The organism is Oxobacter pfennigii (assembly GCF_001317355.1).
Lineage (GTDB): Bacteria > Bacillota > Clostridia > Clostridiales > Oxobacteraceae > Oxobacter > Oxobacter pfennigii.
Map to the genome: position 1 here is coordinate 81,057 of NZ_LKET01000041.1, position 14,684 is coordinate 95,740.

Here is a 14,684-nt window from a genome sequence, read left to right on the forward strand (position 1 = left end):
TCCATCACCTAAGCATCTGATCATTCTTGAAAAAATCTTTCCATGGGTCGATGCTGCCGATTCTCATAATGGCATCTGACATATTTACACCGTCGGGAGCAACCGTGTCAAGCTCATCCCAGGTGATGGGCATGGATACCTTTGCTCCTTTTCTCGCTCTTATGGAATAGGGGGCAATGCTTGTAGCTCCCCTGCCGTTTCTGATCCAGTCGATGAATATCTTGCCTGCACGCCTGGCTTTTCTTACGTTGCTTGTGTAACGGTCGGGCCACTTCTGTTCCATGACTTCGGCAACGCGCCTTGCAAAGCCATGAAACACATCCCAGTCCACGGCCGGTTTTAAAGGTACGACCACATGGTACCCTTTGCCTCCGCTGGTCTTTAAATACGAGTTCAGTGAAAGCTCGGAAAGAATGCTTTTGATATCCCTGACACCCTCACGTACTTGGCTTAGCTCCATACCTTCATCCGGATCCAGGTCAAATACCATCATGTCCGGCTTTTCAAGGTTGTCGGCAAGGCTTCCCCAAATATGAAATTCCAGCGTACCCATCTGTGCCTCGGATATAAGCCCGGATGTATTCTCAATATAGAAGTAGTCTTCCATTTCTCCGCTGCCTGTAGTAATAGGTATTGTTATGATTCCTTTACTTCCCGGACCGGGGTGCTTCTTATAGAAGCAGGCTTCCGATACTCCCTTAGGACAGCGTACAATGCTTAAGATCCTGCGGCTCACATAAGGAAGCATGCGCAAAGACACCTTTTCATAATACCGGATCACATCTTCCTTGGTGATTTCAGGATCATCAAATATCACCTTGCCCGGGTTGGTAATTTTTATTCCTTCTATAATAATGCTGTTTGCATTTATATCCATTGGCTTCTCCGCTTCTTCTGAGTATATTTCAGGCTGTGTTTCATCCTCTGCTTTTTCTCTTTTTATATCCTTAGGGTCTTTGTCTGTCCGTATGCCCTGGAAGCTTGCCTGCCTTAACAGGTTATCTTTGGTCCATTCGGCAAATTTGATTTCCGCCACTAATTCTGGTTCAAGCCATGTAACATTTTCATTGGGCCTTCGCTCTGGTGCGGGTTCGAAAGGCGGTTCCGTCCTCTTTAAGCCTTCAAATTTTTCCTCAAGCACTTTTATATCAGCCTGGCTTAAGCCGGTGCCTGCACGCCCGGCATAGACAAATTCCCCGCCTTCATATATTCCAAGGAGAAGGGAACTTATCCCTCTCGCTTTTTTATCGGAAACCGTATATCCTCCAATGACAAATTCCTGCCTTTTACTGCATTTAAGCTTGATCCAGTCACCGTTTCTTGTTCCGCTGTAAACGGAATCGGCTTTTTTGCCAATTATCCCTTCCATCCCTGCCTCACAGGCCGCGGTAAAACTTTCTTTTCCCTTTCCTCTGACATAACGGCTGTAGTAGAGGTTTTTGGGGGCATCCTTCATCAAATTCTCAAGCATTTCTTTTCTGTCAATCAAAGGATGTCCCCGAAGATCCGCGCCATCCAGAGCCAGGACATCAAAAACGATATATGTCAGCTTTTGGGCCTTGGGATTTTTCATATAGTTTTGCAGAGCCTGAAAATCCGTCTTGCCCGCTGGGTCCGTTACTGCTATTTCACCGTCTAAAACAATAGCCTTATCCTTAGCCCAATCAATTAGGGAAGAGGCAATATCATGAAACCTCCTTGCATAATCATTGCCGTTTCTGGTCATCAGCCGGACACCGTTGCCTTCCACAAAGGCAATGATCCTGTAGCCGTCGTATTTCAACTCATAGAGCCAGTCCTCACCCTCTGGAATCTTATTGACCAATTTTGCCAGCTGCACATCGGCCATGCTGAAGGGGTTTCTTATAATTTTTTCATCTTCTCCCCCTTCGATTTCAGCCATGGTGCGCCCGGTCCTGATGCTGGTAGTATATTCCGATATCCCGTCATCAGTTTTGACATACTCATCTTTTTCCTTCAGCAAAAGCCAGTTATCCTTTGTCTCGCCTGGCTTTGCTTTCATCCGGATCAAAGCCCACTTTCCCTTGAGACGTTTTCCATAAAGGACAAACTTAAGCTGGCCTTCACTTAAGCCCTCATCTGCATTCCCATAGGGCTCCCAATAGCCTTCATCCCAGAGCATGACTGTTCCGCCGCCGTATTCCCCCTTGGGAATAGTCCCTTCAAAGTTCCTGTATTCCAAAGGGTGGTCCTCCACCTGCACGGCCAGCCTCTTGTCATGGGTATTATAGGAAGGACCCTTTGGCACCGCCCAGCTTAAAAAGACTCCTCTCCATTCAAGGCGCAAATCATAGTGGTCCCTGCGGGCCATATGGTGCTGTATGACATATTTAAGACCTTCTTTAGTATCTTCTGTCGTTCCTTCCGGCTCCAGGGTCCTTTCAAAATTCCTTTTTTGGTTGTACTCCCTTAAGTTTCCGGTCATAAAATCATGCCGACTCCTTGCCTTTTTTAGCATTCTCTACGCTGGCTTTGAGGGCCTCCATAAGATCGATAACTTTTCCGGCGCCGCCGGCTTCAGCAGCCACGACTTCCCTTCCGGAAATCTTGGTCTCAATGAGCTCGCGGAGCCTGGCCTGGTATTCGTCTTTATATTTTGCAGGATCAAAGGGTGTGTCCATGGAATTGATCAGCGTTTTTGCCAAATTCAGTTCCTGTTTGGATACATCGGGCTTATTATACTGTTTTTGAAGCTCTTTAATGTCGTCGGCATAGAACATGGTGGAAATAAGGATACCGTCCTCCCGTGGGATGATTGCCATCAAGGTGTCCTTTGTGCCCATGACGGTTTTGCCTATCGCTATCTTCTGCTCGGCCATCAGTGCGGAGCGTAGCAGCTCAAAGGCCTTTTCTCCTCCTGTCTGGGGCGAGGCCTGGTATGTTTTATCATAGTAGACGGGTGAAATCTGGTTCAGTTGGGCAAAATGCAGAATCTGAATTGATTTTTCTTTTTCCGTCTTGATTTTTTCAATCTCTTCGTCTGTGACGACTACATACTTGTCTTCATCATACTCGAATCCCTTTACAATGTCTTCCGAAGTTATCTCCTTGCCGCAGTGGGCACAGGTCTTCTTGTACCGGATGCGGCTGTTGTCTTCCTTATGCAGCTGGTTGAAATGGATGTCATTGTCCTGGGTGGCAGTGTACATGGCAATTGGGATTGCCACCATGCCAAAAGTTATAACCGATTTACGTGACGCCATAGCTTAAAACACCTCCAAGGTTATTGTTTCCAACTAAAATATTAGTATTCGGTATATATACTAATTCTTCGCCGACAATAAGGCCATGCTGGTATTCTCTCTTAATCTTCCAAAAGTCTTTTTATATAAGAATATTTTACTCCACACTTTTAAGCGATGCCACCATATCTATGCTTTTAAACTTCCGACCCATGACATAATTGACAAGCATTGTAAAGGCAAGCATAAAGGCAAATCCAAGGGCAGTGCTGAAAGCAGTAATCAGCGGCAGGATTTCCAGATCCGGCGTTGTCGCCTGCTGCAGTATGGCTCGAAGCAGCAAAGAACCAATGATGTAGCCAAAAGGCAGTCCGAATATTGTAATCCAGATGTTTTCCCGCAGTACCAGCCTTTTCATCTCATTTCTGCGAAATCCCAAGACCTTCAGCGTCGCAAGCTCCCGGATCCGCTCATAGTAGTTCATGCGCCCCAGCACCATCATAACGGCAAAGGCGAGGAGGCCGGAGAATAAAATCAATATGGCCTGGAAACTTTGCAAGGCTTCCAATACAATGAGCATATTGCTGCGCATTTCTTCCTTTGTCTCAACCAGTGAAATTCTCGGGTCATCTTTAAGGCCGCTAAGGTCCATCCCCTGCCCTCTTATAAGCAGCGTCCTTACAAGAAAGGGGAGGTCCGATACTTTGGAAAATGCGGTTTTGCCTATATAGACCTCATTTCCCACAGGAAAATCCACAATATTTGCCACCTTTAGGGATATGACAATCCCATCCAGGCGTTCCGCTGTGATGGTATCGCCCACATCCACGCCAAGAGCATCCGCCATCCTTGGAGTGATAAATGCCCCGTCCTCCGGCAAGTCAACTGGGTTGCCCTTTGTGTCCTTGAAGCTGAGGCTTCTTTGTTCTTCGTCCATGACGACAAGATAAGGGCTTTGCATACTGCCGTTTTTACCATAAAGATAAATACTGAAGGCCATGGTTGCGTCAATGTTCTGCGCGCTATGCAGCACGCCGTAAATATCGGAAAACTGCTCCACGGTTGAGGGAGTCCGGAGCTTAATTTCCACGTTGTACTGCACAGTCTCATCAAAGGCCCGATCAAGCATGGAGTTAATAGAATTCATCAGGCCGAAACCGCACAGAATCAGGGAAGTTGAGCCGATGATACCCACAAGGCCCATAATAAGGCGCGCCTTGTTGCGGAACAGGTTTCTTGTCACGATTTTTCCGCTGAAACTAAGGCTCCGCCAAAAGGGGGTTATCCTCTCCAGCAAAATCCTATGTCCCTGGGCCGGCGGCTTCGGACGCATAAGGGCTGCAGGTGTGGATTTCAGCGATTTGCGGCAGGATAGCACCGTTGCTCCGCAGGTGACAACTGCCACGCAGAATACCGATAGAAAGAAGTGGGGCGTAAAGGGAGTGACACCCGTGGCTTCTATAGTGTAATAGGTGATCCCAACCCGGTACAGTAATTCCGCGATGAGATACCGGGCGGCGGCCCATCCCAAAATCATAGCAGGGATGGTGATTAAAACCCCCAAAAGCACGTACCGTCCTGTGATTTCCTTTTTGGAATAACCTAAAGAACGGAGTGTGCCCAGATGCTGGCGCTGGTTCTCCATCATTCGGGATACGGTAATCCATGTCACCAGGGCCGCCGTCAGGAAAAAGGCCATGGAAAACAACAGTCCGATTTGTTTTATCCCCGTCATAGCGTCCGCCACCTTCCGGTAACTTGTTTGATGATGGCGGCTTAAGATATTGGCCCCTTCCAGCGCTTCGCGCACCCTGTTCGAAATTTCTTCCTGGGAAAGATTTGATCCTTTATCAACGGTAAGGATAATTTCATTAAAAGCCACCTCCGGTAAAGCGGAAGCGTTTGTGTAGGCAAATCCGTATTTGCGGTAATCGGGAACGGTCAAGCCTTCCGGTGCGTAATAAACATATTCCACATCCCGGACAATCCCTTTTACCAGCCACTCTTTCTGGCTCTCACCTTCTCCTGCTGTAATAACATCCCCGGCAGAAATCCCGTGGGCCTCGGCAAAGCGGCTGTCAAGCAAAAGGGATCTTTTTTCGCTTCCGTCAAGCAAACTTCCTTCCAAAAGCTCCGGCACATTGATTTTCGCCGCTTCATCAATAGCATGGATGTGCAGCACCGCTCCTGAGGCTCCGGGCAGGGTAATGTCCGTTACTTTACGGTACTGGGCTTCTTCAATTCCATCCAGGGACCGTATTTTATCCAGGTCGGAATTTGAAATTTTTCCTTTATAAATCCAGTAATCAGCGAGATTAGCATCCTCATAATAACCGGATACCACCTTTTCAACGGTACTCACATACAGGTTTATGCCGCTGTATAGGGCAATACCCAGCGAACAGATACACACGATTGCAAGGAATGACCATCGGTTTTCCCTTATATCCCTGAAAATCTTTTTTTGCAGCATATTTACCATTTGATTCCCTCCAGATCCGCAGGAGACTCCTGTACGCTTTCTTTGACTACCCTGCCGTTTTTCATTTCTATCAGACGGTCGGCCATGGGCGCCACAAGAGAATTATGGGTGATGATGATCACCGTTTTTCCCATCTTGCGGCTGATGTCGGATAAAACCTTAAGAACAGTTTTACCCGTTTCAGTGTCCAATGCCCCGGTAGGCTCGTCACAGAGCAGCAGATCCGGATTTTTGCAGATAGCCCTTGCAATGGCCACACGCTGCTGTTCACCGCCGGAAAGCTGCGCCGGGAAATTATGAATCCTGTCTTTTAAGCCGACAATACTCAAAGCGTCTTCCGGCTCCAGAGGCGATTCGCAAACCTGCTTTGCCAGTTCCACGTTTTCTAGCGCAGTCAGATTGGGGATCAGATTATAAAATTGAAAAACAAAGCCTATTTTATGCCTCCGGTAATCGGTCAATTCCACATCGTCCATGACCGTAATATCCTTACCGTCAAAAAGAATTTTCCCGGACGTAGCATTCTCCATGCCTCCTAAGAGGTTTAAAACCGTGGTCTTGCCGGCGCCGGAGGGGCCGAGAATAATGCAAAGCTCTCCCTTTCTAACCTGAAACGACACCTGCTTTGCCGCCTGGATGGTAACCTCTCCCATCTTATAAACCTTGTTTACATTATCAAAAATAATATCCGCCATATCCATGCTCCTTTCAAATTATGAACTTTATTTGTTTCTATAGTTCATATATTATCAATACCTGTTTGACTTGTCAATGATTAAATGTTATATTATTTACAAAACAGGTTTATATAGTTCATAATTTGGAGGTTACCCTGATGGATGGATTTGAAAAAAGAAGAAACGATAAAAAAGCGGTTATCATTCAAACCGCCTTGGAGCTGTTCGGAAAATACGGTTTTGAGAAAGTAACCGTAACAGAAATCGCCGAAAAAGCCCGCGTCTCCAAAGTTTCCATTTACAACTTTTTTGAGAGCAAAGACAATCTTAGGCGGATCATAGTAAAAAACATTTTGGATGAAAGCCTGTGTGAGACAAAAGAGCTGGTTGAAAAGGACTGTAATTTTATCGACAAGATGAGGGAATACCTGGAAAACAGGATCATATACGGCAGCCGCTATAATATGGATTTCTTTTTTGACGCCGTGGAAAGCGACCCTGTTCTCCGGCAATATCTTGATGATTTCAATACGGAAAACAAAGGCCTGATTTCATCTATCATAAAGGAAGGGAAAAAAATCGGGTATTTTTCAACGGATATTTCCGACACTGCCATAGAAATCTATATTGACATCTTCTACAACTATTTTCTGCACAACAGGAAAATACGTCCTACTCTTGAGCACAGCCCCAAGCTGGCGGAGGAAATCAACCTGTTGTTTTTAGACGGGCTCATCAGGCATAGTGAGCAATAGATTTCCATGCTTCAAATGCCACTGTGACATTATACCATCATTATATAAACTCCTGTCAGTTCAAAAACACAAAAAAGACGGTTGATGCATGGGCATATTTCTCTTGAGATAGCCCATTATCAACCGCCTTTCTGTTTATATTATGTATCTTTGCCGGGCCAGGGTGTGCGGCTGGTTAGCGGCATCAAAAGAACCGTTATAAAATACCAGCCCTTTAATTTTACATTCTTTATGTCTATTCCGCGTTTCAGAAGCGTAATCATACCTTGTTTCCCGTTCTCTCTGTAAGTTAAAATGAGAGCAGCGGCAGCCGGCAGCCGGACAAACAACCATAAACGCATCAACAGGCAGGCCCGGCAAAAGCTGAATTCCCATCAATCCGCCGGGGATCCAGGATGGAAAACTGAAACTCTGGAGTTACTTATGATTGGCTATCAGCAATTCCCTGATGGCTCCCCTGCCTGATACTTTTGAATTTATAGCTCTCACTGCATTTACCCTGTATATGGAATAGTCTTTATAAAGCTCATCGAAGAACTTATCTTCAGGATTGGTATTTGTAGGATCCGATTCACTTAACAACAACGCTGCTCCCTTTTTATCCAGCAATTTATACCACTGTGACAGCCTTATCTGGCTTTCATCGTCAAAAGGTACACTTGAATAATCAGTGAAGCTGGAAGTCTCATTGAGCGGCCTGTATGGCGGATCCATATATACAAAAGTATCTTTATCGATGAATTTTGAAATATTTTCGAAATCTCCACAGGTAATAACCGCATTTTTAAGGGCGCTGCTGACTGCTCTTAGATTATTAATATCACATATGGTAGGATTTTTATATTTACCGAAGGGTACGTTAAACTGCCCCTTTTTATTTTTTCTATACAGTCCATTAAAGCATGTCCTATTTAAAAATATCATGTTGGCTGCATGCTTTACCCAATCAGGCGAATATATATTATAGTTTATTTTTACTCTCTCATCATTAAATGCTTCCCTTGCTTCATAGAACATAGCTTGTCTATCTTCATCACATAAGCTTTTATATTTCATCTCCATATCGTATAAAACCTTAATCAAATCATCAACATTATCCTTAACTACATTATATGTAAGAACACATTCCTCATTTATATCGTTTAAAATAACCTGCTTAAATTTGTACCGGGATACCAAATAAAAAAATACGGCACCGCCGCCCAAAAAAGGTTCGGCATATTTTTTTATTTTCCCTTCCTTAAGCCTTTCAGGAAGATATGATTCTATCTGAGAAATGAGCTGGCCTTTGCCGCCTGCCCATTTTAAAAAGGGTTTTGCCCATAGTTCATCCAAGTGATTTCCCCCTCTGCATCAAGTAAGCGTTTTTTTGTCAGTTCAAGATACTCAGTATTAGTATCAATACCAATAAATTTCCTTCTGTTTTCCACTGCAACAACACCCGTTGTACCTGAGCCGCAGAAGGGATCAAGAATTATATCTTCGTGATTGGTGCTTGATAATATACATCTTTTTAAAAGCTCCTTTGGTTTTTGTGTAGGATGTCCGCCGTAGGTCTTTTCTCTCATCGGAGTTGTGGGAATATCCCACACGCTTCTCATCTGCTTTCCGCCGTTTAGCTCCTTCATCAGGCTGTAATTGAAAACATGTCTGGCCTTCTTGGACTTTTTAGCCCAAAGAAGAGTTTCCTGACTGGCTGTAAAACACCTGCATCCCATATTTGGAGCCGCATTGGGTTTGTTCCATGTTACTTCATTTATGATGTAATAATTCATTTCCATAAGTGCAAAAGCTATGGAATGAATTATATGATATGTTCCGGAAATCCATATGGTACCATTATCAGTTAATACCCTGCCGCATTCCAAAAGCCACTTCTTATTAAAATCATGATCGTCTTTAAGCCCTTCTGACCTGTCCCACTCACCTTTATTTACGCTTGCCATTTTACCGGATTTGCAGGTTATACCGTCGTTGCTTAACTTATATGGCGGGTCGGCAAATATCATGTTTATTGACTTTTCATCAATGCTTCTTAATCTTTCAATGCAATCACCTTGTATTAACTTGAACCACTTATCTTCATAATAGTACATGTAAATAACCTCTCAATTTTATCTGCCTATTTAATAATTCTATCATAAACCCCTGCTATAAGACTACTTTTTAAATATAAAGAGACCACTTTATGGGCATTCCAGCTGCCTATGTCCGGCAACTCCATACCGTGCTTGTTTCCAATTTAAAATTATCCAAAATAAAAACACCTGCTCCATTTTTGGGAATTTTATCCATTAAGGCAGGTGTTGTTACTATGGTGTTACGCCAATGCTTCTTGCATAATCAAACATGGATTTGAACACATCTTTTTCTTTATTAGCCTTGGAAATTCCAGGCTCATATGTTATTCTCTTAATATATAAGTCAGGCTTAAGAAGATTAAACGACATTTTGATGGGTTGAATCTTAAAACCTTTTCTTGAGAATATCGACTTACCGCTATTCTGCAAGAAATCTGCAAAGGAACAACTAGAAAGGAGCCGCAAACTTATGAATAAAATGCCGCCAATAGAAAAAATACATGAGGCCTACAGCGCCATTGCTGATAACCGGGTGGCAGTCGGTAATGGCACTGCAAAAGTGACGTCCTCAAATTATTCTAAAGAATATACAGTTACCTGGGAAGATGGTATATATACTTCAAATGATGATGCATCCTACTGGGGTGGATATGCCGGATACCCAATAATAGCCGTGCTGATGCTGCAAGGCAAAATAAAACTGAATCACTCTATCGTTAAGTACTTTAAAGGAATTAATTGGACAGAGCTTAATGCAAATCATAAAGCAAATTATGCGAAAGCTGTCTCTGAAATTATGGCTGGGCTGAAAATGAATGGAATTGACTGTGATGCGATTGCTGAGGAGATAAATGAAGTCTATAAGCAGATAGAGTTATTGAATATTACTTGTAAGCGGAGTTCTATTAAACCGCCAAAATCAAATTCGGGAAAAAAGAGTTAGCCGCAGGAATTCCGAATTCCATAGCTTCGCCTTAAATATGTCAGTAGTTGTAAAAAATCTCAACACAGTTTTCAGTCTTGTTCTTATCCCTTAACAGCATTAATAACTCTTTTGTAAATCCGCCCAAATCATAATTTTCAATCTGCTGCATATCTGCCCATTCATATTCTTCTGCTTCGTTATTTAAGACTACATTACTTGAATCGGTCTTACACTTGTAATCGATAAAAATAAAATGCTTTTTTTCGTGGAATGTATCACTAAATATACTTTCCTTAAGACCTATCAGTTTAATATCATAAATATTTAACCCCGTTTCCTCCAATATTTCCCGTTTTAATGACTCTTCCATTTTTTCTCCTAATTCAATATGCCCGCCCGGGATTACATATTTATTGCCCCATTTGTGAGACTTGCAAAGAAGTATTTTCTCTTGAGGATTAAAAATCACTGCACTAACAGTTGTTTCAGGATATCTTTTCATCTTTTTTCTCCTATAGTAATTTTTGAATAAATGGCAATGATTTTTTGATCACCAAAGCCACTTTCCTATTCTGCATGGAATACTCCGCTTAACCTTATTCTACCACATCAAGCAGCCTGTTACAGACCGCCCTTTTGCCGTATCAGAAAATTAGCAATCACATCTTGCAGGAGTGGCCCGTCATCCGAAAACTCAATTTTTACCGCCGTATTCCAAGACGGAAGCAATAAGGATTTTTCACCTGTTGAAACTCTGCTACATTAGACCGTCATAAAGTGGCGGCCCCTCATATGCAAAATGTAACGGCTTTGGGTACATAAAAGCCTCCTATCCCAAAGCCGCCGTTTGGCTACCATTTTTGCAATTTTAGCACGACAAATCATCTGCCAAAACTACGGTTTTTTTATTTCCCGCAGGGCAGTTACCTCTCTTTATATTTAATCTTTCCGACCTTTATACTATCACAATAAATTGCGATTGCTTTATTAACAAGCTCCGCTAACCTTTATCCCCATATTCGATTACATCCCTTCTATTTCAATTTTGGACCGACCATTGCTCGGCTTTTCGCTGTTCCTCAATCATATGCGCATACCAGCCGTTTCGGTGCATGAGTTCGTCATGTGTACCTGATTCCCGTATATGTCCTTTGTCCAATACAAGGATATTGTCCGCATTGATGATCGTTTTCAGACGATGCGCAATAACCAATACGGTTTTTCCCTTCATAAGATGGTCAAATGCATGTTGAATTTCTTTTTCATTATCGGCATCTAAGCTAGACGTTGTTTCATCCAGCAGTACGATCGGGGCGTTCCTTAAAAGTGCCCGCGCAATAGAAATACGCTGCTTTTCACCACCGGAAAGGGTGGAGCCGCCTTCCCCGATCATCGTATCATATCCATTTTCCATTTCCATAATAAAATCATGGCAGTGAGCAGCTTTGGCGGCGGCAACGATTTCTTCTTTAGTTGCCGAAGGATTGCCAATTTTGATATTGTTAATAACGGTATCCTGAAGCAGATAGACATCCTGAAATACGATGGCCATTTGATGAGCTAACGTATCAGGCATGATCTTCCGAATATCTTCGTAGCAAATCGTAATACTTCCCTCTGTTACATCCCAAAAACGCGCGATTAAACTTATAATGGTAGTTTTTCCGGACCCGGAAGGTCCGATCAACGCCGTTGTGGTGCCGGGACGCGCGGTAAATGATAGATTATGAAGCACGGAACTCTCTTTCGTATACCCGAAGGAAACATCGTGAAATGATATCTCATAGTTCTTAAAATCCGGCTTTTCCGCCTCATAGGGAAGCGGCTTCTCACCCAAAACGGATAGGATATTGTCTGCGGCCCTAGAAATGGAGCGCACCTGCGGATACAGGGAACTCAGTACCGTCATCATACTGGATATGGAAATTGCCAGCAGCACGAAAAGCAGAAAACTGGCTGCGTTCATGTGCTGCGCGGTTAAAAACCACGTTCCTAAAATCAGTGCGACCGGCACGATCATGGCCGTGATGGAAGAAAAGCTCAGTGCGGCAGGAAGAATGGATATCTCAGTACGAATAGACTCCCGTCTTAAATTTTGGAGCGCGTCGTCCAAACGCCTAAACCTGCTTCCAATCAGAGTATACAGGTGGAACGTCTTGATTCCGCTGATGTATTCAACGATACGAGAGACAACGTTATGATTGGCATTCCGCAGCTTTTCATAATTTCTCTCCGAAACCTTTCCAGAAAGTCTAAGGAACGGAAAGGCGATTAACACAAGAAGCGCGATTGCTAATCCAAACTTCCAGTTTATCAATACCGCTGCTATCATGGAAAGCGCCGTGAAGGAAATCACCTTGATAAAATCACACAGGCAGTGAGTTACAATAGTTTCAAAGTCGTTCACATCTGTGAGTAACGTTCCGCTTAATTTTCCGATACTGTTCTTATTAAAGTAGCCCAAGTTTAAGCTGCGAATATGGTTACCAAGCGTTATGCGCAGCCTGTAAGAAATATCAGGGCCGAGGCACTGCGCCTGCGTAAAGCTGATTGCCTGGACAATGCACCGTAGCAAGAAAACAGTTACCAAAACCAAAACATACCCTTTTAAATTTTCTGTCTGGAACTGTCCCTGAGCTAAATCCAGCAGAACAAACAGCATCACACCATACATACAGGAGTTCAGCAGGGAATCAAACACACTTAATACAATAGGTGAAATGAGTCTGCGGCTATCCTTATCGCCAAGTTTACGAATTGCTTTCATCATGGAAATCATTTTGCGAACACCTCCTTTCCCTGTTCTGTATAAACGTGCCACATATCTGCGTAAAGCCCGGCTTTCTCCAGCAATTGCGGATGAGTACCAGCTTCCTTGACCTGTCCGTTATCAAATACACAAATCTGATCTGCGTTGACAATCGTGTGCAGTCGGTGTGCAATCATAATTATTGTTTTATTTTTCAGCAGATTACCAAGGGCCATTTGGATTTTGTGCTCGTTTTCAATATCCGTAAAACTGGTAGCCTCATCGAAAATAATGATGGGGGAATTTTTCAATATAGCCCTTGCAATACAGATGCGTTGTTTTTCACCACCTGACATTTTTATGCCTGCCGTGCCTATCTGCGTATCATAACTTTTGGAAAGCGTTAGGATAAAGTCATGGATTTGCGCGGCTTTAGCCGCAGCCTCCACCTCCTGCCGAGTACAATTCGGCTTCCCGATTGCAATATTTTGATAGACGGTATCGTCCAGCATAAAGGCTTCCTGAAAGACAAATGACACAAGCTCCATCAGATTTTCTGTTTGAAGTTCCCGAATGTCCTTGCCATCTATACGGATTGAACCTTTTGTAACATCCCAAAAACGAGGAATCAATTGGGCCGCAGTGCTCTTTCCGGCTCCGGAAGGTCCTACGAAAGCAGTTAAACTTCCTTTGGAAAGCGTTAAACACACATCGCAAAGAACCTCTCTTTTTTGATAGGCAAAGGTAACATGAGAAAAAGCAACGGTATGTTCTTCCGCCGGTTCAGAAATTTCATCTGCGCCCGACAGCATTTCAGGAGTATCCATCACGGCCTTAATGCGTTCCAGTCCGGAAGAAATTTGACTGAAAATCTGCGCAAAATTCATCAGATTGTTGTAGGCAGCCAAAAATACAATGCTCATGATAATAAAGAAAATGTAGGCTCCAAGCTCCAGCTTGCCCGACAGGTAAAGCCAGCCTCCCAGTGGCACAGTGAAAAAGATACCTGATTCGATAAGCACTTTGCATACCGCACTGAGCGGGGCTGCAATTTTAGCAACCTTTACCCACAAGTCGTTGTACTCCCTGCCGGTTTCAGAATAATCCCGGTAAGAGTTTGCAGTAAGATTATAGGCTTTCATAACCGGCATTCCATTTACAAATTGCAATATAGCTGAATTGAGCCTCCCGAGGACCCCCGGGAAATTTGCCATCAAAGGCTTTGTAATCACGATCATGAGATATTGGAGGAAAAGTGTTACAACAATAGGGAGCAGAAGTATTAAGGCCATCGGGATATTTACTGTGAGGAGGTAAATGAGCACCGCAAGGGGAACCACGATAGCGACTGTTATGTCAGGAATCTGGTGCGCCAAAAATTTTTCCAGTCGCTCTACATCCTCCATTAGCACTTTTTTGATCTCACCTGTACTGTTGTCCGTAAAAAAACCAAGATTGACTTCTCCAATATGGTTGCAAACTTTTTTTCGTACTTGATAAAGCACGTTGTATGCGCCTATATGTGTCATACCGGCTGAAATGGCCTGAAAAATAAACCTCAACAGGATAAAAACTGCTGCGATCAGCCCATATTGCATAACCGCATCCATGCTACCATTGTCCTTAAACAGAAACAGCACCGTCCGAAAAACCATAACATATGGAACAAAGGTACTCAATCCAGACAAAATGCTGAACAGGATGGCTGTATATAGAATTCTTTTCTTGCTACCAGCCAGCTCAAATAAATAAGACATCTTTACTTTTTCCGACTGTCTGCCGGATTTTTTCTTTACCATATTTATTCCTCCA

General features: G+C 43.5%; 13 protein-coding genes. 2 read left to right on the forward strand and 11 right to left on the reverse strand.

The window, feature by feature from the left end; genetic code table 11:
• Nucleotides 1-4 precede the first annotated feature (4 nt).
• The 4 genes from ligD to OXPF_RS16090 form a co-directional block, all read right to left on the reverse strand.
• The gene (gene ligD, locus OXPF_RS16075) at nt 5-2,446 is read right to left on the reverse strand and encodes a DNA ligase D (RefSeq protein ID WP_054876245.1); all 2,442 of its coding nucleotides are present in this window, start codon (nt 2,444-2,446) and stop codon (nt 5-7) included.
• Nucleotides 2,447-2,450: 4 nt separating this feature from the next.
• Entirely contained in the window at nt 2,451-3,224 is a 774-nt protein-coding gene (ku, locus tag OXPF_RS16080) for a non-homologous end joining protein Ku (protein WP_054876246.1), read from the reverse strand.
• A 136-nt stretch (nt 3,225-3,360) separates the two neighbouring features.
• A complete protein-coding gene (locus tag OXPF_RS21925; RefSeq protein WP_083480001.1) occupies nt 3,361-5,685 on the reverse strand; it encodes an ABC transporter permease in 2,325 nt (774 codons plus the stop codon).
• On the reverse strand, nt 5,679-6,380 hold the full coding sequence (locus OXPF_RS16090) for an ABC transporter ATP-binding protein (protein ID WP_054876247.1): 702 nt from the start codon (nt 6,378-6,380) through the stop codon (nt 5,679-5,681). Before OXPF_RS16090 ends, OXPF_RS21925 begins: the two co-directional genes overlap by 7 nt.
• Before the next feature lie 140 nt (nt 6,381-6,520).
• Between OXPF_RS16090 and OXPF_RS16095 the strand changes: the two genes are divergently transcribed.
• Nucleotides 6,521-7,117 carry a TetR/AcrR family transcriptional regulator gene (locus tag OXPF_RS16095; protein WP_054876248.1) on the forward strand — a complete coding sequence of 199 codons (597 nt, stop codon included), beginning with the start codon at nt 6,521-6,523 and terminating at the stop codon, nt 7,115-7,117.
• Nucleotides 7,118-7,257: 140 nt separating this feature from the next.
• Here OXPF_RS16095 and OXPF_RS16100 read toward each other — a convergent pair whose 3' ends face one another.
• From OXPF_RS16100 to OXPF_RS22615, 4 genes are all read right to left on the reverse strand, one after another.
• On the reverse strand, nt 7,258-7,458 hold the full coding sequence (locus OXPF_RS16100; RefSeq protein WP_160317245.1) for a hypothetical protein: 201 nt from the start codon (nt 7,456-7,458) through the stop codon (nt 7,258-7,260).
• A gap of 76 nt (nt 7,459-7,534) precedes the next feature.
• On the reverse strand, nt 7,535-8,452 hold the full coding sequence (locus OXPF_RS16105; protein ID WP_054876250.1) for a DNA adenine methylase: 918 nt from the start codon (nt 8,450-8,452) through the stop codon (nt 7,535-7,537).
• The gene (locus tag OXPF_RS16110) at nt 8,422-9,213 is read right to left on the reverse strand and encodes a DNA-methyltransferase (protein ID WP_054876251.1); all 792 of its coding nucleotides are present in this window, start codon (nt 9,211-9,213) and stop codon (nt 8,422-8,424) included. The genes OXPF_RS16105 and OXPF_RS16110 overlap by 31 nt, the downstream gene beginning before the upstream one ends.
• A gap of 216 nt (nt 9,214-9,429) precedes the next feature.
• Nucleotides 9,430-9,567: a hypothetical protein gene (locus tag OXPF_RS22615; RefSeq protein WP_160317246.1), complete on the reverse strand. Its 138-nt coding sequence runs from the start codon at nt 9,565-9,567 to the stop codon at nt 9,430-9,432.
• Between the two features lie 100 nt (nt 9,568-9,667).
• Between OXPF_RS22615 and OXPF_RS16115 the strand changes: the two genes are divergently transcribed.
• Nucleotides 9,668-10,141 (forward strand): hypothetical protein, encoded by a 474-nt coding sequence (locus tag OXPF_RS16115; protein ID WP_054876252.1) that lies wholly within the window; start codon nt 9,668-9,670, stop codon nt 10,139-10,141.
• Nucleotides 10,142-10,181: 40 nt separating this feature from the next.
• Here OXPF_RS16115 and OXPF_RS16120 read toward each other — a convergent pair whose 3' ends face one another.
• The 3 genes from OXPF_RS16120 to OXPF_RS16130 all read right to left on the reverse strand — a co-directional run bounded on the left by OXPF_RS16120 (nt 10,182) and on the right by OXPF_RS16130 (nt 14,671).
• Nucleotides 10,182-10,625: an NUDIX domain-containing protein gene (locus tag OXPF_RS16120; protein ID WP_054876253.1), complete on the reverse strand. Its 444-nt coding sequence runs from the start codon at nt 10,623-10,625 to the stop codon at nt 10,182-10,184.
• 537 nt (nt 10,626-11,162) lie between these two features.
• Nucleotides 11,163-12,902, reverse strand: a complete 1,740-nt coding sequence (locus OXPF_RS16125; protein ID WP_054876254.1) for an ABC transporter ATP-binding protein — start codon at nt 12,900-12,902, stop codon at nt 11,163-11,165.
• A complete protein-coding gene (locus OXPF_RS16130; RefSeq protein WP_054876255.1) occupies nt 12,899-14,671 on the reverse strand; it encodes an ABC transporter ATP-binding protein in 1,773 nt (590 codons plus the stop codon). The genes OXPF_RS16125 and OXPF_RS16130 overlap by 4 nt, the downstream gene beginning before the upstream one ends.
• Between the last annotated feature and the right edge of the window lie 13 nt (nt 14,672-14,684).